The sequence below is a fragment of the Pseudarthrobacter sp. TE9888 genome (assembly GCF_056279345.1).
On the sequence record NZ_JBWBRD010000002.1, the window covers coordinates 1067315 to 1087192 of the forward strand.

Consider the following 19878-nt stretch of genomic DNA (forward strand, 5'->3'; position numbering starts at 1 on the left):
CGCCACGGGCGGATACGATGCATCCTATGAACAGCGCCAGCGCTCCGGGGGCGATGCAGCCCGCCTCGGATCTTGTTGCCGGAACCGGCTCCTCCAAAGGGCAGGTCCTGGCCTGGGCTTCCTGGGACTGGGGCTCCGCGGCCTTTAACGCCGTCATGACGACATTCGTCTTCACGGTCTACCTGACGTCCCACGCCTTCGGCGGCGAGGACAGCGCCTCGGCCGTGCTGGGCGGAGCGTTGGCGGCCGCCGGGTTCGCCATCGCACTGCTGGCACCGGTCACCGGCCAGCGTTCGGATGCCGGGGGGCGGCGCAAGCTGTGGCTGGGAGTCAACTCCGCCGCCGTCGCCATCCTCACCGCACTGTGCTTCTTCGTGTTCCCCCACCCGGAATTCCTGCTCCTCGGCGTCTCGCTGATTGCACTGGGCAACGTCTTCTTCGAATTCGCCGGCGTCAACTACAACGCCATGCTCGCCCAGGTATCCACACCGCGGAACATTGGAAAGGTCAGCGGTTTCGGCTGGGGCGCCGGCTACCTGGGCGGCATCGTGGCGCTCCTGATCGTCCTGCAGCTGTTCGTCCAGCCTGCCTTCGAATGGTTCGGCGCCTCCACGCAGGACAGCCTCAACATCAGGCTCGTGGCCGTCTTCTCCGCCCTGTGGTTCTTCGTCTTCGCCCTCCCCGTCCTGTTCGCCGTCCCGGAGGTGCCGCGCTCCGGGCCGGCCGCACGGCTGGGATTCCTCGCCAGCTACGGGCTGCTGTTCCGGCGGATCAAGGCGATCTACGCCACCAGCCCGCACACCATCTACTTCCTCCTGGCCAGCGCCGTGTTCCGGGACGGCCTCGCGGCGGTCTTCACCTTCGGCGGCATCATCGCGGCCGGAACGTTCGGGTTTGCCCTGTCCCAGGTCATCTTCTTCGCCATCTTCGGGAATGTGGTGGCCGCCGTCGGTGCTGTCCTCGGAGGCTTCCTGGACGACAAGGTTGGCCCCAAGACCGTTATCACCGGTTCCCTAGTGGGCCTCCTGATTGCCGGGAGCGCCATCCTGGCCCTGGGAAACGGCAACTATTCCTTCTTCGGCATGGAATGGGCCGGCAGCACTACGTTCTGGGTCTTCGGACTGTTCCTCTGCCTGTTCGTCGGTCCCGCCCAGTCTTCCTCCCGCGCCTACCTGGCTAGGCTCGCACCGCACGGTGAGTCCGGTGAGCTCTTCGGCCTGTACGCCACCACGGGGCGGGCCGTCAGCTTCCTGGCGCCTGCCCTGTTCACGCTCTGCATCACGGTGGCAACTCCACTGGTGCCGGCCGGGCAGGCACAGCGCTGGGGCATCCTGGGCATCATGGTGGTCCTCCTCGCAGGGCTTTTGGTGCTGCTGCCGGTGAAGGCGCCGGAGCGGGCACCCATCGCCGTGGTCCCGGCCAGCTGAGACCACCCTCCATTGCCGGCGCAGCCCGCCGCCCGGTGTTGCCAGTCCGACTAGGCTGGAGTCATGAACGTGGACGAAACGAACCTTCCCGGCCTGGGCCGCCGGAAGGATTTCATGACCGCCTCCGGACGCCGCATCGGCGTCGTGGAGCTCCGGGAAGGCCAGACGGAACTCATTGTTTCCACCTGGGACGACCCCGATACCTGCCAGGCCTCGATTCCGCTCACCAGCGATGAAGCCGCCACCCTGGGCAACCTCCTGGGCGGCATGCACCTGGCCATGAAGCTCGCGGAAGAGCACAAGGACGTCCCTGGCATCGTCACCCGGCAGTTCTCCATTGCGGCGGACTCCCCTTTCCAGAACCAACCCATGGGCAAGGCCTCCATCCGCACGCGGTGCGGCGTTTCGATCGTGGCCATCATGCGGGAAGGTGAGGTGCTGCCTTCGCCGGGACCCGACGTCGTGCTCCACGCCGGTGACCTGCTGGTGGCAGTTGGCACCCAGGAAGGCCTCGACTCAGCGGCCGATATCCTCCGCCGCGGCTAGTTTCCATGGACCCGTTGGCCCAGACCCTCATCGAACTGGGGGCCGTCGTGTTCTTCCTCGGCCTCCTGGCCAGGTTGGCCGGGCGGATCGGCATGTCTCCCATCCCCTTCTACCTGCTGGGCGGGCTGGCCTTCGGCGCCGGCGGCATCATCAAGCTTGAAGGTATGCACGAGTTCGCACATCTGTCGGGCGAAATTGGTGTCATCCTCCTCCTGCTTATGCTTGGCTTGGAATATACAGCGGCCGAGCTCTTCACCGGCCTGCGGCGCTCGTGGCAGGCCGGCGCGCTGGACCTCGTCCTGAACTTCCTGCCCGGCGCAGGCCTTGCCCTGCTCCTGGGATGGGGCGGCGTGGGGGCCATGGTCATGGGCGGGGTGACCTACATTTCCTCGTCAGGCATCGCTGCCAAGGTGATCACGGACCTGGGCCGGCTGGGCAACCGGGAAACCCCGGTGGTGCTTTCCATCCTGGTCTTCGAGGACCTGGCCATGGCCGTGTACCTGCCCATCCTCACGGCGACGCTTGCGGGCGTGGGTTTCCTGGGCGGGCTCACCACGGTTGGGATAGCCCTGGCCGTGGTAAGCGTGGTGCTCATGGTGGCACTGCGGCACGGGCACCACGTCTCCAAAGCGGTGCACAGCGAGAACTCCGAAGTCTTCCTGCTCAACGTCCTCGGCGCCGCACTCCTGGTGGCGGGTGCGGCGTCCGCCATGCAGGTTTCGGCAGCAGTCGGCGCCTTCATGCTGGGCATCGCCATCTCGGGGTCCACCGCACACAACGCCACCCGCATCCTCGAGCCGCTGCGGGACCTGTTTGCGGCCATCTTCTTTGTGGCGTTCGGGCTCAACACAGACCCTTCATCCATCCCACCGGTCCTGGGCTGGGCACTGGTCCTGGCCGTGGCCACTGCGGCGACCAAGATGCTGACCGGGATCTGGGCGGCAAAGCGGGCAGGGATCGCCCGGCCCGGCCGCTTCCGTGCCGGCGCCACGCTCGTTGCCCGCGGCGAATTCTCCATCGTGATCGCAGGCCTGGCGGTTGCGTCCGGGGCAGTCCAGCATGAGCTCGCGGCGCTGGCCACCGCCTACGTGCTGCTGATGGCGGTGGTGGGCCCGTTGGCCGCACGCTACGTCGAACCGCTGGCCAGGCCGTTCGTCCGAAGGCCCGCGGTAGCCCCGCAGACCTGATGCGGCCGGCGTTGGTGCTAGATGCTGGTGCGGTGGAAGTTCAGGTGGCTGCGGCTGGCGGTGGGACCACGCTGGCCCTGGTAGCGGTTGCCGTATTCGCCCTGGCCGTACGGGTATTCGGCGGCAGAGCTTAGCCGGAAGAAGCAGAGCTGGCCGATCTTCATGCCCGGCCACAGCTTGATGGGCAGCGTTGCCATGTTGGACAGCTCAAGCGTGACGTGGCCGGAGAAGCCGGGATCGATGAAGCCCGCGGTTGAGTGCGTTAGCAGGCCCAGCCGGCCCAGGGACGACTTTCCTTCCAGGCGGGCGGCGATGTCATCGGGCAGGGTGACCGTCTCGTATGTGGAGCCCAGGACAAACTCCCCTGGGTGCAGGATGAACGCCTCGTCCTGCTCCACTTCCACCAGCCGGGTCAGCTCGGGCTGCTCCTGCGCGGGGTCGATGTGGGCGTACTTGTGGTTGTCGAACAACCGGAAGAATTTGTCGATCCGGACATCCACGGACGACGGCTGGACCATCGCGGGATCGAACGGTTCCAGCACGATCCGCTGGGAATCAATTTCGGCACGAATGTCGCGGTCGGAGATCAGCACCGTCCCAAATTACCGTATCGGTTATCCACACCTGCACTTTCCCGTTGTTGCTGTGGCCTCGTGGGGCTAATGTTGCGAATGAAAGCCGCCGGAATGGTCTCCCGGCTGGCGTAACAGAGCTGGGGATGTTGTGAATAAATTGGTGGCACCGTCTGTTCTTGGCGTGCTCTGTGCGTTGGCGCTGGTCTCGTCTTCAGCCACCGCACCACCCTCGCCGTTGCCGCTGGGCCAGGCGGGGGCGGCGAGCATTTCGCTTGCGGCTCCGCTGGTGCATGGCGGCGGTGCCTCCACTGCTGGCGATGCTTCCACCGGGCGCCTCACCCCGGCCGTGGACCCGGACATCCGGGTGGCTTCGCCGCTGACGGATACCGCGCCCGCGCCGGCACCCACCCCCGCGCCTGCTGCCCCGTCCACACCCGCGGTCCAGGCCGCCACCGAATCTGCGCCCCTGCCGGCACCTGTGGCATCCCCCGTGGAGTCCGCTCCCCAGACCGTATCCATCCCGCCGCTCTGGGCGCCGGACCAGGATCTGGCGTCACCCCCGGCCACCCGGCTCACGGCCCCGGAACCGGCCGCCCCGGGTGTGTCCACGGAAGCCCTGGTTCCGGACAACAATTCAGCGGCCATCCTCACCGTCTTCACCAAGATCAACGAGTACCGCGTGGCCAACGGCCTGAACAAGGTGAAGTACCACCCCACCGTGGCCGGGATGTCACAGGAGTGGTCCAACAACATCGCCACCCGTGAGGTGATCGAGCACCGGGCAAGCTTCTGGACCGATCCCCGGGCCCTGAATCCCAACAACGGCGCCGGAGAAATCATCGCCATCCGCACCGACCGGGATGCAGCCCAGCTGGTGGAATGGTGGAAGGGTTCACCCGGCCACAACGCGATGCTCCTTGACCCGCGCTTCAACGTGATGGGCGCCGGCATCTCCTACACCAACTCCACCTACCAGATCTGGGGTGTGGTGAACTTCTTCGGGTACACCACACTGCCGGCAGGCACCCTCGATTCACCGGGCGGTTCGGCGTCGGGCGATGCTTTCCCGCCGTCACCGCCAAGCCTGTGCGACGCTCCCGTGAAGCACATGCCGCCCACCCTCAACCTGGCCGCCGCCGCAATCACCGGCCCTGCCGACCTCGTGTCCATCGACTCCGCCGGGCAGCTCCTGGACCGGGCGTCCACCGGGCCCCGCACCTATGCCGCGGCCCGGGTAATCGGCGCAGGCTTTAGCGGCGCCAAGGAAGTCTTCGTCACCGACTGGGACCGCGATGGCGCCTATGACGTCCTGACCCAATGGGCCAACGGCAACCTCACGCTTCACCGGGGCATCCCCAGCGGCGGGTTCCAGTCGCCCATTACCCTGGGCGTGGGCGGATGGGACACCCTGACCCTTGCCGTGGGCGGTTGGTGCGCCAACAACCGGATGCCGCAGATCCTGGCCCTGGACGGCGCTGGAAACCTCTACCTCTACGGCAACAAGGGCACCGGCGATATTGCCGAACGCGTGACGGTGGCCACTGGTGTTTATGCGTCGCGGCTCGCGATGGTGGACTACGACGGCGACGGCTTCCAGGACATCCTGGGGCTGCGGTCCGACGGCACTGTGCAGCTCTACCGTGGGTGGGGCAGCACCGCCCTCCGCGCCGAGGCCCGGGCCACGGTTGCCACCGGCTGGGCGGACGTCACCGGAATCCGGTCCCTGCGTGATGCCACCGGCATGAACACCAGGGGCGTGGCACTCCGCCGCGCCAATGACACTGTGCAGTACTGGGACCTGGGCTCCGGAAGCCTCGCGTCGCCGTCGAACATTGCCGGGCCGTGGACCGGGCAGCGGCTGGCGCAGTAAAGCCGAAGGGGATCGGCTCAGATGGCCGGCTGGAGCTCCAGCACGTTCTTCAGCCGGTCCAGCTGGGCCACATCGGAACTGACCCGGCGCTGGAGCATCCCGTTAAAGAAGGGCCACCTGCCGAGGGCCCCGAACCGACCCTCCCGTTTGGCCTCCATGGAAAACCGGACCCGGGTTCCGGCCTCCTCGGTGCTGAGGTAGTAGCCGCCCCACCGGGTGGCAGGACCGGAAATCACGTGGAACTGAATCTCGGCGCCCGGCCGGACATTGGTGATCTCCAACTCGGCGGGAATACTCAGGCCGGAGCGTCCGGCCACCATCTTCCGGTAGACGGCGCCCCTGGCTTCGGCCGGGCCCTGCACGAGCTTCACGCTGCGGACGTCGCTACGCCAGGCGGGAAGGTTGGTGGCGTCAAGGAGGTACTGGTAGACGGCCATGGCGTCGCGCTCTATGAGGACCTCGTGCTCTGCGATTGCCATGAAGAAATTCCTGTGGTTGACGTCGGCTGCCCGCAGTAGCTGCCTCCCCCAAAGCGGCCGCTACCCGGATCAGGTTAGCCACCGCCTAACGCCGAGGCCTAGCCGGGAGCGCGGACGTTATTGAAGAGTTACTGGATGACGCCGCGGTTCGCGGGACACGGCGCGGCCGTCGGTCCGGGTTGGCGGGGAGCCCGCAGATCTGCGCTAAGCTAAGTTCTGCCCCGCGGGAGCGAGGGCATTGCGGCTGTAGCTCAATGGTAGAGCGCTAGCTTCCCAAGCTTGATACGCGGGTTCGATTCCCGTCAGCCGCTCTTTCAGGTCCTCCGGCAGCGCACGCCCAAGGGCTTCCCGCCGAGGTGTATGGTCTGCAGTATGGAACCTTTTGCGGTTCCGCTACAGGAGCAATCATGGCTGATAAGTCCCCGCGTCAAACGGCATCAAAGAAGTCCGGAAAGTCCATCAAGGAAAAGCGCGCAGACAAGAGGGCCGCAGCTGCCCCTGCCGGCTCCCTGGACGCCACACCCACTAAAGCGGCGAAGAAGAAGTAAACCAGCACCAGGAAACTGCTGGGCCCACGCACAAGACCCCGCCATCGAAACCGATGGCGGGGTCTTGTGTCTCCCGCTCAGTGGAGCCTCCCAGGGGCGTTCCCTAAGCTCCTGCCTCCCTGCTGACGATCCTCAACGGCCAACGGTCCTTCACATGCATCCTGACAGTCAGGCCACCCTTCCGTGCCAGGATCGCGCCTACGGTCAGGGCCGCGAGAGCGGGCACGCCGCCGGATACCAGCAGGGCCACGCGCGGGTCAGCGTGTTCCGCGATCCACCCCAGCATGGGCCCGCCCAGCGCCTGCCCTCCGATCAGCACCATGATGTACAGGCTCATCACGCGGCCGCGGATCCCCATGTTGGAACTGACCTGCACCAGCTGGTTGGACCCGGTCAGGAACATCAGGCACCAGAAGCCGGACAGCACCATGACGGCGCCGAACCACACCATGGACGGGGCGAGGACTGCCAGGCAGAGCATCAGTCCGTACATGCCGGCGCAAAACACCACTGACCGCAGGCGCAACTGCCTCCGGCGGGTCGATACCACCGCGCCGGACAGGGCGCCGAGTGCCACCAGGGCATTGAGGAGCCCGTACCCTCCGGCGCCCACCTCGAAAACGTGGTCAGCGAAGGCGGCCAGAAGCACCGGCAGGCTCATCGCAAAAACGGAGATGAAGCCGGCCATCAGCCACGGCCAGTAGATGGTGGGCTTGCTGAGGGCATAGCGCAGGCCCTCCCGGAGCATTCCCTTGCTCTTGGGGGTGGGCGCGTTGACGTACAACTTGTCCTTGCGCAGGAGCAGGAGCATCACCACCGTTGAGCAGCAGGCCACGGCGTTTGCCGCGAAAGCCCAGCCAGCCCCCACCGCGGTCAGCAGCAGGCCGGCGATGGCTGGACCGATCAGGCCGCCGAGCTGGAACGTGGTGGAGTTGACGCTGATGGCGTTCCGCAGATACCGGGGACCAACCAGCTCGTTGACGAACACCTGGCGTGCCGGCTGGTCCAGGACCGTCACCAGGCCCAGGACCAGGGCGATGGCGTAGACGTGCCAGACCATGATGACGCCGGTCAGGGCCAGCGTGGCCAACGACGCGGCCAGGACGGCGGCCACGCTCTGGCACAGGATGAGGATCCTCCGCTTGGCGAACCGGTCCGCGATCATGCCGCCCCACGGACCCAGCAGCAGGGACGGCAGAAACTGCAGTGCCACGGTCACCCCTACTGCCGTCACTGACCCGGACAGCTGCAGGACCAGCCAGTCCTGGGCGATCCGCTGCATCCAGATGGCGATCACGGCGATGAAGTGGCCGGCGGCGAAGATCCGGAAGTTGGGCACCTTCAAGGAGATGAAGGTGTGCTTCCAGGGCAGCCGCTCGGCGACGACTGGCAGCGGCTGGGTTTGGTTCTCCGGCGGCGCTGCAACCGCCGCATCGATGACTGGCTGGGAAACGGATGCCGACGAAGGGGGAGGCGGTGCCACAGGAGTGTCCTCAAAATTGCGGGCGGTCTGGGATGTCCTTAACGCTAGGGCTGGCCGAGCCGATTATGGAGAGGTATGGTCCCTATAACTCGTATTGCGAAACGCAATGGATGCCCGCCCGGAAGGACAGTGGAGCCACAAATGTTCGACCCAGCACAGTTGCGGTCCTTCCTGGCCGTGGCCGACACCCTGAGCTTCACCAAGGCTGCCGACCGCCTGGGCCTGGCGCAGCCCACCATCAGCCAGCACATCCGCAAACTCGAGGCCGCCGCCAAGCGCAGCCTGGTTACCAGGGACACCCGGGACGTCCGGCTTACGGACAACGGCGACGCCATGGCCGGTTTTGCCCGCAGCATCCTGTCAGCGCATGACGCCGCGGCCCGCTATTTCTCGGGGTCGGCGATGCGCGGGCGGCTGCGGTTCGGAACGGCTGACGACCTCGCGATCACCGGACTCCCCCGGATCCTGCGCGAGTTCCGGCAGATCTATCCGCAGATCAACCTGGAGTTGACGGTGGGCCAGAGCGACCAGCTGTACCGCAAGCTCAACGCCGGGCAGTTGGACCTCGTCTTCGTCAAATGGGTTGCCGGAGCCAAGGACGGCACGGTGGTCCAGCATGATTCGTTTTCCTGGGTGGGCCTGGAACAGACAGTGATGGAACCGGGCAGTCCGGTGCCCCTGATCGCCTATCCCGCGCCCAGCCTCAGCCGGAAATTAGCCATCGATGCGTTGGAGGCCCATGGCAGGACCTGGCGGATCACCTGCACCACCCGCCAGATCAGCGGGGTCCTGGCGGCGGTCAGGGCGGGCATCGGGGTGGCGGTCATGCCTACGTCGCTGGTGCCCGAAGACCTGAAGATCATCACCCGGCGGTTCGACCTGCCCGCGGTGGGGGACGTGGACTTCACCCTGATCCGCAACCCGCTGGCCAACGCCGAGGTGATTGATGCCCTCACCCAATCGATCGTGGGACGGACCATTAACCGCCAAACTTAACTCTCCAGCGGCCCAAATTCCAGCATTTAGGGGAGTTAGGGGGGCCGTGTCCATTGATAGGGGAAGTGGCATCACCTATGCTGGTTTTCCAAGGTCAAGCAGCAGGCCGGTTCACCGAAGCAAGCGCGTATCCGCATGCCGGAAACCACCGCTTGGGACAGGCAGCCAATGACGACAGCCAGGAACATCCACCCAGGTTCTGCGCACGCACGCCCGTACTCCACCGCACGGCCGTCCACCCGCCAGAACACCCTTGGAACCGGCCACGCCTCCGTGGACTCCGGATATGTGGGGAAACCCACCTGCGACAAGTGCCGTACGGACGAGTTCGTTTACCTCGAGTCGTACATCCCGCCCACCTACCGGCGCGACGGAACAGTGTCCACCCTTGGCGAGGTGGCCTACACCTGCACCCGCTGCGAGGACTTTTCCGCCCACAGCGTCCCGGTTACCTGGACCCCACCCGGCTGGTACCTGGGCTAGCTGACATACAAAAAGGTCCGGCGGTTGGGCTTGTGAGAACAAACCCAACCGCCGGACTTTTTTGTGCCCGCAGGCGCTAGATCAGGGCATCCGAGAGGTGGTTCGGGGTGCCGAACCGGTGCGCGGTGATGCTGACGGCCTGCTCATGCAGGAAGGGCAGCAGCTCCACGCGGCCGGCCTCCGTGACGGGGTGGGCGTAGATGGCCAGGTCGGGACGGCCGCCGGTGGCTTCGGCGAGCACGGAAGCGCCGCCGCCGATCAGGCGGATGCGTCCCCCTGACAGCTTGCCCGCTGCGGCGAGGTGTCCGGCGGAAGCCAGCCAGCCGGCGTCGGACTCCACCGTCACGTCGATGTCCTGTGCGGTGAGCACGGAGCGCAGCTGGGCGGGAAGTTCGACGGCGGTGGACACCGTGAGTGCCGACCCAGTCAGCACGCCGGCCGCCACGGTCCGGACCAGGTGCGCCAGCGGCGCACCTTGGGAGAGGCGGATGGTGACCGGCAGGCTGCGGTAGCGGAAGATGTTGCGCTCGGCGCCCAGCCCGGAGACGTCCTTGGCCGTGCCGAACTCGTCAGCCCAGGCTTCGGCGTCGGATGCCAGGGCGCGCTGGACGGACTCGAGTTCCGCCGGCGCAAGGGCGGGACCTGCGGCGTTGAGGATGCGGCGGACGGCCGCGTTGGCTACCGGAGCCTTGGCGGAGGCCTCCGCGGGGAGCCAGTCACCCAAGCCGGCCAGGTAGTTGGGTCCACCGGCCTTGGTGCCGGCGCCGACCGCCGACTTCTTCCAGCCGCCAAAGGGCTGGCGCTGGACGATGGCACCGGTGATGCCGCGGTTGATGTAGAGGTTGCCGGCCTGGATGGTCTCCAGCCAGATGCCCAGCTCCTCGGAGTTGAGGGAGTGCAGGCCTGCCGTGAGGCCGTATTCGATCTGGTTCTGGATGGCGATGGCTTCTTCCAGGGTGTCGGCAGTCATCACGCCCAGGACCGGGCCGAAGAACTCGGTCAGGTGGAAGTAGGAGCCACGCTTGACGCCGTAGCGGACGCCCGGGCTCCACAGCCGGCCGGTATCGTCCAGCTTCTTCGGTTCAACGGCCCAGTTCTCACCCTCGCCCAGGGTGGTGAGGGCGTTGAGGAGCTTGCCGTTGGCGGGTTCGATGATGGGGCCCATCTGGCTGGTGGGGTCCTGCGGGTAGCCCACCTTGAGGGAGGTGACGGCGTCGATCAGCTGGTTGTGGAACCGCTTGGAGGTGGCCACGGAACCTACCAGGATCGCCAGCGAAGCGGCCGAGCACTTCTGGCCGGCGTGGCCGAACGCTGAGTAGGCCACGTCCTTGGCGGCAAGGTCCAGGTCGGCGCTGGGGGTGACGATGATGGCGTTCTTGCCGCTGGTTTCGGCCAGCAGCGGCAGGTCCTTGCGGAAGGACCGGAACAGCTCGGCGGTTTCGTAGCCGCCGGTGAGGATGACGCGGTCCACGGCCGGGTTGCTGATGAGCTGGGTGCCGAGTTCCCGCTCCCCCAGCTGCACCATGGTCAGGACGCCCTTGGGCACGCCGGCCTCCCACAGCGCCTCGACCATGACGGCGCCGCTGCGGGCGGCCTGCTTGGCGGGCTTGATGACGACGGCGGAGCCGGCGGCGAGTGCCGCGAGGGTGGACCCTGCCGGGATGGCGACCGGGAAGTTCCAGGGCGGCGTGACAACGGTGAGCTTGGCTGGGACGAACGTGGCGCCGTCGACCGTGTCCAGCTTGCGGGCGGACTCGGCGTAGTAGTGGGCGAAGTCCACGGCCTCGCTGACCTCGGGGTCGCCCTGGTCGATGGTCTTGCCGGTCTCGCTGGCCATGACCTCGAGCAGGTCGGCGCGGCGGGCTTCCAGGATCTGCCCGGCGCGGTGCAGGATTTCTGCGCGCTCGTTGCCGGACAGCTCGCCCCAGGCCTTGCCCTTCTCCACGGCGTTGGCAATGGCCGAGTTGAGGGTGTCCTCGTCATTGATGAAGGCAGCCTTCACCGATGCGTCGCCCAGCGTGGAGGACGGGACGCCGTCAAGGATGGCCCGGCCCCAGGTGCGGTTGGCCGGCAGTGCGGGATCGGTGTCCGGGGTGTTCCGGAACCCGGTGTGCGGCATGGCCTCCGGGGGAAGGTTCCGGTCCTGCCGCCGGTTGGGCAGGGGAACGGTGTTGTCCAGTGCCTCCAGCGAGGAGAGGAAACGCTGCTTCTCGCGCTCGAACAGTCCTTCGTTTTCGCTGAGCTCGAAGACTGCCGACATGAAGTTTTCCTGGCTGGCGCCTTCTTCCAGGCGGCGGATCAGGTAGGCGATGGCGACGTCGAACTCGGACGGGTGCACCACCGGCGTGTAGAGCAGCAGGGAGCCGACGTCCTTCTTGACGGCCTCGGCCTGGCCCTGCGCCATCCCCAGCAGCATCTCGAATTCGATGCCGGATTCAACGCCGCGCTGCTTGGCCAGGAGCCACGCGAAGGCAATGTCGAACAGGTTGTGGCCGGCCACGCCGATCCGGATGTTCCTGATCCGCTCGGGGTGCAGCGCGTAGTTGATGACGCTCTTGTAGCTGGTGTCCGAGTCCTGCTTTGAACCCCAGGTGGCCAGCGGCCAGTCGTGCAGCGAGGCTTCAACCTGCTCCATGGGCAGGTTGGCCCCCTTGACCACGCGGACCTTGATGCCGGCGCCGCCGTTGGCGCGGCGCTCTGCGGCCCAGTCCTGCAGCCGGATCATGGCGGACAGCGCATCCGGAAGGTAGGCCTGGAGCACGATGCCGGCCTCGAGGTCCTGGAACTCAGGCTTGTCCAGGATCCGGGTGAAGACCGCGATGGTCATGTCCAGGTCCTTGTACTCCTCCATGTCCAGGTTGATGAACTTGTTCTTCTGTCCGCTGCCGGAGTAGGAGGCGGCGCGCCGGAAGAGCGGGGTGAGCTTTTCGACGACGTGTTCCACGGCTTCGTCGAAGGCCCAGGCGGAGTGCGGGGCCACAGTGGAGGAGACCTTGATGGAGACGTAGTCGACGTCGGGCCGCGCCAGCAGCGTGTGCGTTCCCTCGAGGCGGCGGGAGGCTTCGTGCTCGCCGAGGACTGCCTCGCCCAGGAGGTTGACGTTGAGCTTGATGCCGTCCTTCTTGATCTTGGCGATGGCGGGGCCCAGCTTGGCGTCGGTGGCGTCCACGATCAGGTGGCCCACCATTTCGCGGAGGACCCTGCGGGCGATGGGGATGACCACCTTTGGCATTGCCGGGGCCATGGTGCCGCCAAGCGCCACGGCGCTGCGCATGTACCAAGGCAGGAAGGCCGGAACCTTGGGCGCGAGCTTGGCGAGGTTGCGGGCGGCGACGTTGAGGTCCTCGGGGCGGACCACGCCGTCCACGAAGCCCACGGTGAAGTCCAGGCCGTTGGGGTCCTTCAGGACGCCGGCCAGCTGCTGGGCGGAGGGGTCCACCGGAACCTTGGCGGCCTCGGTGAGCCAGCGCCGGACCAGGGCTACCGCTTCATTGGCGAGGGCCTTGGCCTGGGGGACGTCGACGTCGACAGTCTGCGGAGTGGCCGCCTTTGCGACTGCCTGTTCCATTGCAACGTGGGTCATTGTTTTCCCGATCTTTCTGGTGTTCTGGGAGGTCTTTCCACCAGTATGAGCTTCAACTCACATAAGATAAAGCGATCTTTTCCAACCAATACAGGTTAAGAAACCCAATGTTTTATCCACCTCCCAACGCCCCATCACCTCCCGCCCCCAAACCGCCAACGCCCCATCACCTCCCGCCCCCAAACCGCCAACGCCCCATCACCTCCCGCCGAAAGCAACGAACCCTCCCCCACGGAATGTGGGAGAGGGTTCGGCTGGACGCCGCATTATCTGATGGGGCGTTGGGGAAAAACGGGCAGAAGGTGATGGCGCGTCCGGGGAGAGGTCAGGAAATCGGGCGGTGCAGCTCTGCGAGTTCCTCGTGGCGTGGGCTGTTGGGGTTCATCAGCGAGTGCTTGCGGCCGTAGCCGAAGTAGATGACCAGACCGATGATCAGCCACACCACGAACCGCAGCCAGGTTTCCCAGTGCAGCTGCAGCATCAGGAAGGCGGAGGCCAGGACACCGAACGCCGGAATCACGGGCATCAGGGGCAGGCGGAACGTACGGGGAGCATCGGGCCGCTTGTAACGAAAGATGATCACGGACAGGCATACGACGACGAACGCGGCCAGGATGCCGATGTTGGTGAGGTCCGCGACTGCCTTGATGGGGAAGACGCCGGCCAGGAAGGCGGAGGCGATGCCGCCGATCCAGGTGACACGCTGCGGGGTGCCGTGCCGGTCGGTCTTGGCGAACCAGCCGGGGAGCAGGCCGTCACGGCTCATGGAGAACCAGACGCGGGTGACGCCGAGCAGGAAGGTGAGCATCACGGTAAGGATGGAGAGGACCGCGAACACCGAAATGATGGTGGCGATGACGGGCAGGCCCACCGAAGTGAAGGCGGAGGCGAACCCGGCCTTGGGGTCGATGTCCTTGTAGTTCTGCATGCCGGTGAGGACCAGGGTTGCGGCAACATAGAGGAGCATGGCGATGATGAGCGAGAGCACGATGGCCTTGGGCATGTGCTTCTTGCCGTCCTTGGCTTCCTCGGCCGCGGTACTCATGGCGTCGTAGCCGAACACTGCGAAGAACACCGTGGCGGAGCCGGCCACAACGGGTCCGAAGCCGCTGGGCATGAACGGGTTGTAGTTGTTGGTGTCGATGTAGAAGACGCCCAGCCCGATGATGAACAGGATCAGGACCACCTTGATGGCCACAGCGACGAGTTCGAACCTGCCGAAGGCCTTGGTGCCGCGGGACAGGATCCAGGTCACCAGGAGGCAGACCAAGATGGCGGGGACATTGATGATGCCACCCTTGCCTTCGTCAAAGGTGGAGGTCATCCAGGCCGGCAGATGGATGCCGATGCCGGCCAGGAAGGCGTCCAGGTAGCCGGAGATGCCGATGGCCACCACTGCCACGATGGCGATGTATTCCAGCAGCAGGTCCCAGCCGATGAACCAGCCGATCACCTCGCCAAGGGCCACGTAGCCGTAGGTGTAGGCGGAGCCTGCCCGCGGGATCATCCCGGCGAACTCCGCGTAGGAGAGGGCAGCGGCCGCGGAGGCGAGGCCTGCAATCAGGAAGGAGATCAGCACCGCCGGCCCCACGCCAGGGTTGCCTTCGCTGCCGGCGGCCACCAGTCCCGCAAGGGAGAAGATGCCGACGCCGATAATCCCGCCAACGCCAATGGCGGTGAGCTGCCACAGCCCGAGGGACTTGAAAAGTCCGCTGTGCTTGCTCTCTTCTTCGATGTCATCGATGGGCTTGCGCCGCATGATCGATTGGCTTAAATCTTTGCTGCTCATCAGGAACTCCTGGTTGGGGTGCGACCCCGCCGCGGCACGCCAAGGAACCTGGCTGTGACGGGGGTAACTCGGTTTCAACAGTATGCGTGCGCAATTGCGTTAGATAAAGTGGCTACTTCTAACCTATATTCGTTAGTTTCAGTTAGGAATCCACCATGCTCGACGTACGCCGGCTGCGGCTGCTCCGGGAATTAAGCATTCGCGGGACGCTCGCTGAGGTGGCCGAGGCACTCCAGTACAGCCCGTCGTCGGTATCGCAGCAACTGGCCCTGCTGGAGAAGGAAGTGGGCGTGGAACTGCTCCGGAAGACGGGGCGGCGGGTGCAGCTGACACCGCAGGCCGAGGTGCTGGTGGCGCACACCGCCCAGCTGCTGGAAACCATGGAACAGGCGGAAGCGGACCTGGCCGCGTCGCTGACCACGGTGACGGGGACGGTGCGGATTGCGGTGTTCCAGTCCGCCGCCCTGGCACTGATGCCGGACACCCTGACGCGGATGGCTGCGACATACCCCGAGGTCCGGATCGAGATGATCCAGCGGGAGCCCGAGACGGCGCTGCATGAAACGTGGGCGCGCGACTTCGACCTGGTGATCGCCGAGCAGTACCCGGGACACGCCGCCCCGCGCTACCCGGAACTGGACAAGGTGAAGCTGACCACCGACGCCATCCGCCTGGCCGTTCCCCCGGCATCCGGCGGCGGCCCTGCCATTCGTTCCCTGGAGGACACGGCAGAGCTGGCCTGGGTCATGGAACCCCGCGGCGCCGCCTCGCGCCATTGGGCAGAACAGGCCTGCCGCAGCGCAGGATTCGAGCCGGACGTCCGCTTTGAAACCGCCGACCTGCAGGCCCAGGCCCGCCTGATCGAGTCCGGCAACGCCGTGGCCCTGATGCCGGACCTGGTGTGGACCGGCCGCGGCACCACGGCCCAACTGATCGAGCTTCCGGGCAAGCCGCACCGCACCATCTTCACGTCGGTGCGCCGCTCCAGCACCCAGCGCCCGGCCATCCTGGCAGCGAGGGAGACCCTGGCTGCGGCTGCCGCGGCGGTGGCAACGGATGACGCCGGGTGACCGGCCGCCGTCGTCCGCGCGCAGCCGTGTCCGGCCCGTATGTTTCGTGCGTCACTGCGGGTAAAGGGCCGCAGGTCTAGACTGGAGCCGTTATGAATCGAACAATGTTCAAGTCCAAAATCCACCGGGCCACCGTCACGCACGCCGACCTGCACTACGTCGGCTCGGTCACCGTTGACCTCGACCTGCTCGAGGCCGCCGACATCCTGCCCGGCGAGCTGGTGTCCATCGTGGACGTCACCAACGGCGCGCGGCTTGAAACCTACACCATTGCCGGCGAGCGCGGTTCCGGCGTCATCGGCATCAACGGTGCAGCGGCGCACCTGATGCACGAGAACGACATCGTCATCCTGATCACCTACGCCGAAATGACCACCGAAGAGGCCAGGGCCTACGAGCCCAAGGTGGTCCACGTCGACCAGGACAACCGGATCATCCAGCTGGGCAATGACCCCGCCGAAGGCCTCACCCCCGGCATGATGCGCCCCCCTTTCGCGCTCAACAACGCCACCCTGTAACCGGAGCGTGCGTCCCGGTCCCTGCCTCCGCCGCGCCCGAACGGCTGATCCTTGCTAGGGGTGCTGGCGGGATTCTTCGTCGTGTGGTGCATCATCCTGGTGGGATGGTTCGTGGGCCGGCAGCGGATCCTGGGTGATAACGCCCGCCCCGTCCTGAGCGGCTTGACGTTCTTCGTCGCCAGCCCGGCACTCCTCTTTGAAACCCTGAGCAAGGCCCGCCTGCAGGAGGTTTTCGCCGAACCGCTGCTGGTCACCGCGGTGGCAGCCATTGCCACGGCCGGGATCTACCTGGTCCTGGCCAGGTTCTGGCTGAAGCGGGACCTTCCGGAATCGCTGATGTCCGCTATGTCCGCTTCCCTGGCCAACTCGGCGAACCTGGGTATTCCCATCGCGGTATATGTCCTGGGTGATGCAAGCTATGTGGCGCCGCTGCTGATCTTCCAGCTGGCCTTCTTCACCCCTGCGTTCCTGATGATCCTGGACTCGAGCACCAGCACGCACCGGACCACCGTCCTGGGCTTCTTCCTGATGATCCTGCGCAACCCCATGATCGTCGGCTCCGGACTGGGGCTGCTGGTGGCAGGCACCGGGTTCCAGGTACCGGCGCTGGTCATGGAGCCGATCCACCTGATCGGCGGAGCCGCTATTCCGGCCATGCTGATGGCGTTCGGGATGAGCCTGAACGGCACCCGCCCGCTGCAGGCCTCCGCCGGGCGGCGCGTGGACACCCTGCTGGCCAGCGGCTTCAAGCTCGCGGTCCAGCCGGCCCTGGCTTATGCCTTTGCCCGCTTCGCGCTCGGGATGGAGGGGCACGCCCTGTTCGCGGTGGTGGTGACGTCCTCGCTGCCCACCGCGCAGAATGTGTTTGTGGCCGCCAGCCGGTACCAGACCGGCCTCACCGTCGCCAAGGACACCGTGCTGATCACCACCGTGGTGGCGGTGCCGGCAATGATCGGTGTGGCCCTGCTGCTGGCCTGAGCGCCGGCAAACAGATATACCTGCAGCTTGGAGGGCTGATGAATACTGTGCTGGATACGGTTGTGATCGGCGGCGGGGCCATGGGCTCGGCGGCCGCATGGGCACTGTCCCGCCGCGGCCGGCAGGTGACGCTGGTGGAGCAGTTCGGCCCCGGGCACAAGATCGGCGCGTCCCACGGCGCCACCCGGAACCTCAACCCGGGCTACCACCAGCCCGACTACGTGGCCATGCTGGCAGAGGGGCTGGCCCTGTGGGACGAGCTGGAGCAGGACAGCGGCGCGCAGCTGTTGGCGCGCACCGGCGTCGTAACCCATGGTCCTGGCGGCGACCTCCCGAAAGTTGCCGCAGCCCTCACCGAGGCCGGCATCAGCGCGGAGTTCCTGTCCCCCCGCGAGGCCGGCGAACGCTGGCGCGGCATCCGGTTCGACCAGCAGGTCCTGCATATGCCCGACGGCGGCCAGCTCAACCCGGAGGCGGCGCTGCCCGCCTTCCAGCGGCTGGCCTCAGCCCGCGGCGCCGAGATCAGGCACCACACCAAGGTGGTGGACTTCGAGGTGTTCCACGACGGCGTGCGGCTGGTGCTTGAATCGGCGGCAGGCTCGGAGGTGGTCACCGCAGCCCAGGCCGTGGTCACGGCCGGCGGCTGGACGGAGAAGCTGCTGGCCAGGGTTCCGGGCACGGGCGGCGCGTTGCGGCTTCCGAAGCTCACGGTGACGCAGGAGCAGCCGGCGCATTTCCGGGTGGCGGACCCCGGCGCGGTGTGGCCCGGCTTCAACCACTACCCGGGCCCGGATTACCAGGGCTGGTACTCCCCGGTGTACGGGATGCAGACCCCCGGCGAAGGCATCAAGGCCGGCTGGCATGGGGTGGGGCCGGTGGTGGACCCGGACCAGCGGGATTTCCTGCCCGAACCGAAACAGCTCGCCGCCCTGCAGGACTACGCACGGCAGTGGCTGCCCGGTGTGGACCCCGATTCGTTCGAGGCCATCAGCTGTACATACACCACCACCCCGGACGAGGACTTTGTCCTGGACCGCATTGGGCCCGTGGTGATCGGTGCGGGCTTCTCCGGCCACGGCTTCAAGTTCACCCCGGTGGTGGGGCGGATCCTGGCCGACCTTGCCACCGGGACCCGGCCCGCGCCGTCGATCTTCCGGGCGTCCCGCTAGCGGCCCGGCCTAGAGAAAGAGAACCAGTGATGACAATCCCAGAAGAAGTCGACACTCCAGAGATCCTGGTGGACCGGGATGTGCTCCAGCGGAACATCGACCGCATGGCCGCTGCCGTCCATGCGAAAGGCTTGAGCCTCCGGCCACACGTGAAAACCCACAAGGTGCCCGAAATCGCGCAACTGCAGCTGGCAGCGGGTGCAGTCGGCATCACTGTAGCGACCCTCGGGGAAGCTGAAGTCTTCGCAGAGCACGGAGCGACCGACATCTTCATCGCTTACCCCATCTGGGTCGGTCCCCGTCAATCCGAACGCCTGCGCCGGCTTGCTGCCACCACAAAGATCTCAGTGGGACTGGATTCACGGGAGGCCGCCCAAGCCATGGGAGCGTCCTTGGGTGACGCGGCCGGCGATTTTGACGTGCTGCTGGAAATCGACAGTGGCCATCACCGAAGCGGAATCGCCCCAGGTGCGGTGGTTGACGTGGCCCACGCCGCGGCACGCGCCGGCCTGAGGGTCAGAGGCGTCTTCACCTTCCCGGGCCACAGCTACGCCCCCGGGATGCCCCTGAAAGCAGCCGAAGAAGAACGGTTGGCCCTCACGCAGGCCTCGGACCTGCTCACGCAAGCAGGCTTTGAAATGCTGCATCGCAGCGGCGGTTCAACTCCCACCGCCACTCTCACCGGTGAGTCCGCAGCCACCGAGGTCCGGCCGGGAGTCTATGTCTTCAATGACGCCCAGCAATTGGAACTGGAACGATGCGCCGCTGAAGACATCGCGCTGACCGTCGCCGCAACAGTGGTAAGCCGGCATGAGGGCGACGACGTCATACCGCGAAGGATCGTCCTGGACTCCGGCAGCAAAATCCTGGGCGGCGACCGGCCTGCGTGGGCCACCGGCTTTGGACGGCTGCTCGACTATCCCGAAGCACGCATCACTGCGCTCTCGGAACATCACGCGACCGTGGTCTGGCCAGCAGCTGCAGAGCTCCCGCCTCTCGGAGAGCGGTTACGGGTCATACCGAACCACGTATGCGTGGCCGTGAATCTCGTTGACGACATCACCGTCGTCAGCGGCGGCAAGGTCGTGGACCGCTGGCGCGTAGCCGCTCGCGGAAAAAACAAATAGCACTATGGAAGAAAACACGCTCGCCCTCAGGTCTTGTCTGTAGGAACATC

Annotated in this window: 17 protein-coding genes and 1 tRNA gene; 13 read left to right on the forward strand and 5 right to left on the reverse strand. The window is 66.3% G+C overall.

Annotated features, from left to right (window positions below):
• The first annotated feature begins 26 nt into the window (after window positions 1-26).
• The 3 genes from ACZ9J7_RS05600 to ACZ9J7_RS05610 all read left to right on the forward strand — a co-directional run bounded on the left by ACZ9J7_RS05600 (window position 27) and on the right by ACZ9J7_RS05610 (window position 3160).
• On the forward strand, window positions 27-1427 hold the full coding sequence (locus tag ACZ9J7_RS05600; protein WP_476207739.1) for an MFS transporter: 1401 nt from the start codon (window positions 27-29) through the stop codon (window positions 1425-1427).
• 63 nt (window positions 1428-1490) lie between these two features.
• Entirely contained in the window at window positions 1491-1973 is a 483-nt protein-coding gene (locus ACZ9J7_RS05605) for a cation:proton antiporter regulatory subunit (RefSeq protein ID WP_141159065.1), read from the forward strand.
• Between the two features lie 5 nt (window positions 1974-1978).
• The gene (locus ACZ9J7_RS05610) at window positions 1979-3160 is read left to right on the forward strand and encodes a cation:proton antiporter (protein ID WP_476207742.1); all 1182 of its coding nucleotides are present in this window, start codon (window positions 1979-1981) and stop codon (window positions 3158-3160) included.
• A 17-nt stretch (window positions 3161-3177) separates the two neighbouring features.
• On the opposite strand, the gene dcd is transcribed toward ACZ9J7_RS05610, so the two are convergent.
• Entirely contained in the window at window positions 3178-3753 is a 576-nt protein-coding gene (gene dcd / locus ACZ9J7_RS05615; protein WP_018769967.1) for a dCTP deaminase, read from the reverse strand.
• Between the two features lie 142 nt (window positions 3754-3895).
• Between dcd and ACZ9J7_RS05620 the strand changes: the two genes are divergently transcribed.
• A complete protein-coding gene (locus ACZ9J7_RS05620) occupies window positions 3896-5605 on the forward strand; it encodes a CAP domain-containing protein (RefSeq protein ID WP_476207745.1) in 1710 nt (569 codons plus the stop codon).
• Between the two features lie 17 nt (window positions 5606-5622).
• Here the strand turns inward: ACZ9J7_RS05620 and ACZ9J7_RS05625 are convergent, their stop codons facing one another.
• Complete coding sequence (locus tag ACZ9J7_RS05625) at window positions 5623-6084, reverse strand: SRPBCC family protein (protein ID WP_476207746.1); 462 nt, start codon at window positions 6082-6084, stop codon at window positions 5623-5625.
• Window positions 6085-6324: 240 nt separating this feature from the next.
• Here ACZ9J7_RS05625 and ACZ9J7_RS05630 point away from each other — a divergent pair.
• A tRNA-Gly gene (locus ACZ9J7_RS05630) sits at window positions 6325-6395 on the forward strand.
• 96 nt (window positions 6396-6491) lie between these two features.
• Window positions 6492-6632, forward strand: coding sequence for a hypothetical protein (locus ACZ9J7_RS05635; protein ID WP_476207747.1), 141 nt, complete (start codon window positions 6492-6494; stop codon window positions 6630-6632).
• Between the two features lie 103 nt (window positions 6633-6735).
• Here the strand turns inward: ACZ9J7_RS05635 and ACZ9J7_RS05640 are convergent, their stop codons facing one another.
• Window positions 6736-8115, reverse strand: coding sequence for an MFS transporter (locus tag ACZ9J7_RS05640; protein WP_476207748.1), 1380 nt, complete (start codon window positions 8113-8115; stop codon window positions 6736-6738).
• 141 nt (window positions 8116-8256) lie between these two features.
• Here ACZ9J7_RS05640 and ACZ9J7_RS05645 point away from each other — a divergent pair, with 141 nt between their 5' ends.
• Complete coding sequence (locus ACZ9J7_RS05645; RefSeq protein WP_476207749.1) at window positions 8257-9111, forward strand: LysR substrate-binding domain-containing protein; 855 nt, start codon at window positions 8257-8259, stop codon at window positions 9109-9111.
• A gap of 168 nt (window positions 9112-9279) precedes the next feature.
• Window positions 9280-9594, forward strand: a complete 315-nt coding sequence (locus ACZ9J7_RS05650) for a hypothetical protein (RefSeq protein ID WP_440166850.1) — start codon at window positions 9280-9282, stop codon at window positions 9592-9594.
• 76 nt (window positions 9595-9670) lie between these two features.
• Here ACZ9J7_RS05650 and ACZ9J7_RS05655 read toward each other — a convergent pair whose 3' ends face one another.
• Together ACZ9J7_RS05655 and ACZ9J7_RS05660 are read right to left on the reverse strand one after the other, a co-directional pair.
• A complete protein-coding gene (locus tag ACZ9J7_RS05655) occupies window positions 9671-13177 on the reverse strand; it encodes a bifunctional proline dehydrogenase/L-glutamate gamma-semialdehyde dehydrogenase (RefSeq protein WP_476207752.1) in 3507 nt (1168 codons plus the stop codon).
• A gap of 325 nt (window positions 13178-13502) precedes the next feature.
• Window positions 13503-14966, reverse strand: coding sequence for an amino acid permease (locus tag ACZ9J7_RS05660; protein WP_476207754.1), 1464 nt, complete (start codon window positions 14964-14966; stop codon window positions 13503-13505).
• 155 nt (window positions 14967-15121) lie between these two features.
• Here ACZ9J7_RS05660 and ACZ9J7_RS05665 point away from each other — a divergent pair, with 155 nt between their 5' ends.
• From ACZ9J7_RS05665 to ACZ9J7_RS05685, 5 genes are all read left to right on the forward strand, one after another.
• Entirely contained in the window at window positions 15122-16036 is a 915-nt protein-coding gene (locus ACZ9J7_RS05665) for a LysR substrate-binding domain-containing protein (RefSeq protein WP_476207755.1), read from the forward strand.
• Between the two features lie 92 nt (window positions 16037-16128).
• Complete coding sequence (gene panD, locus ACZ9J7_RS05670) at window positions 16129-16554, forward strand: aspartate 1-decarboxylase (protein WP_440166843.1); 426 nt, start codon at window positions 16129-16131, stop codon at window positions 16552-16554.
• A 51-nt stretch (window positions 16555-16605) separates the two neighbouring features.
• Window positions 16606-17532: an AEC family transporter gene (locus ACZ9J7_RS05675; RefSeq protein WP_476207757.1), complete on the forward strand. Its 927-nt coding sequence runs from the start codon at window positions 16606-16608 to the stop codon at window positions 17530-17532.
• 38 nt (window positions 17533-17570) lie between these two features.
• Window positions 17571-18701, forward strand: a complete 1131-nt coding sequence (locus ACZ9J7_RS05680; protein ID WP_476207759.1) for an FAD-dependent oxidoreductase — start codon at window positions 17571-17573, stop codon at window positions 18699-18701.
• Window positions 18702-18727: 26 nt separating this feature from the next.
• The gene (locus tag ACZ9J7_RS05685; RefSeq protein WP_476207761.1) at window positions 18728-19828 is read left to right on the forward strand and encodes a D-TA family PLP-dependent enzyme; all 1101 of its coding nucleotides are present in this window, start codon (window positions 18728-18730) and stop codon (window positions 19826-19828) included.
• The last annotated feature ends 50 nt before the right edge of the window (window positions 19829-19878 follow it).

Excerpts from the sequence above, each read along its gene's own strand:
- ACZ9J7_RS05600 (WP_476207739.1), top strand. The coding sequence starts at position 27 with ATGAACAGCGCCAGCGCTCCGGGGGCGATGCAGCCCGCCTCGGATCTT.
- ACZ9J7_RS05605 (WP_141159065.1), top strand. The coding sequence starts at position 1,491 with ATGAACGTGGACGAAACGAACCTTCCCGGCCTGGGCCGCCGGAAGGAT.
- ACZ9J7_RS05610 (WP_476207742.1), top strand. The coding sequence starts at position 1,979 with ATGGACCCGTTGGCCCAGACCCTCATCGAACTGGGGGCCGTCGTGTTC.
- ACZ9J7_RS05625 (WP_476207746.1), bottom strand. The coding sequence starts at position 6,084 with ATGGCAATCGCAGAGCACGAGGTCCTCATAGAGCGCGACGCCATGGCC.
- ACZ9J7_RS05635 (WP_476207747.1), top strand. The coding sequence starts at position 6,492 with ATGGCTGATAAGTCCCCGCGTCAAACGGCATCAAAGAAGTCCGGAAAG.
- ACZ9J7_RS05645 (WP_476207749.1), top strand. The coding sequence starts at position 8,257 with ATGTTCGACCCAGCACAGTTGCGGTCCTTCCTGGCCGTGGCCGACACC.
- ACZ9J7_RS05650 (WP_440166850.1), top strand. The coding sequence starts at position 9,280 with ATGACGACAGCCAGGAACATCCACCCAGGTTCTGCGCACGCACGCCCG.
- ACZ9J7_RS05655 (WP_476207752.1), bottom strand. The coding sequence starts at position 13,177 with ATGACCCACGTTGCAATGGAACAGGCAGTCGCAAAGGCGGCCACTCCG.
- ACZ9J7_RS05660 (WP_476207754.1), bottom strand. The coding sequence starts at position 14,966 with ATGAGCAGCAAAGATTTAAGCCAATCGATCATGCGGCGCAAGCCCATC.
- ACZ9J7_RS05665 (WP_476207755.1), top strand. The coding sequence starts at position 15,122 with ATGCTCGACGTACGCCGGCTGCGGCTGCTCCGGGAATTAAGCATTCGC.
- panD (WP_440166843.1), top strand. The coding sequence starts at position 16,129 with ATGAATCGAACAATGTTCAAGTCCAAAATCCACCGGGCCACCGTCACG.
- ACZ9J7_RS05680 (WP_476207759.1), top strand. The coding sequence starts at position 17,571 with ATGAATACTGTGCTGGATACGGTTGTGATCGGCGGCGGGGCCATGGGC.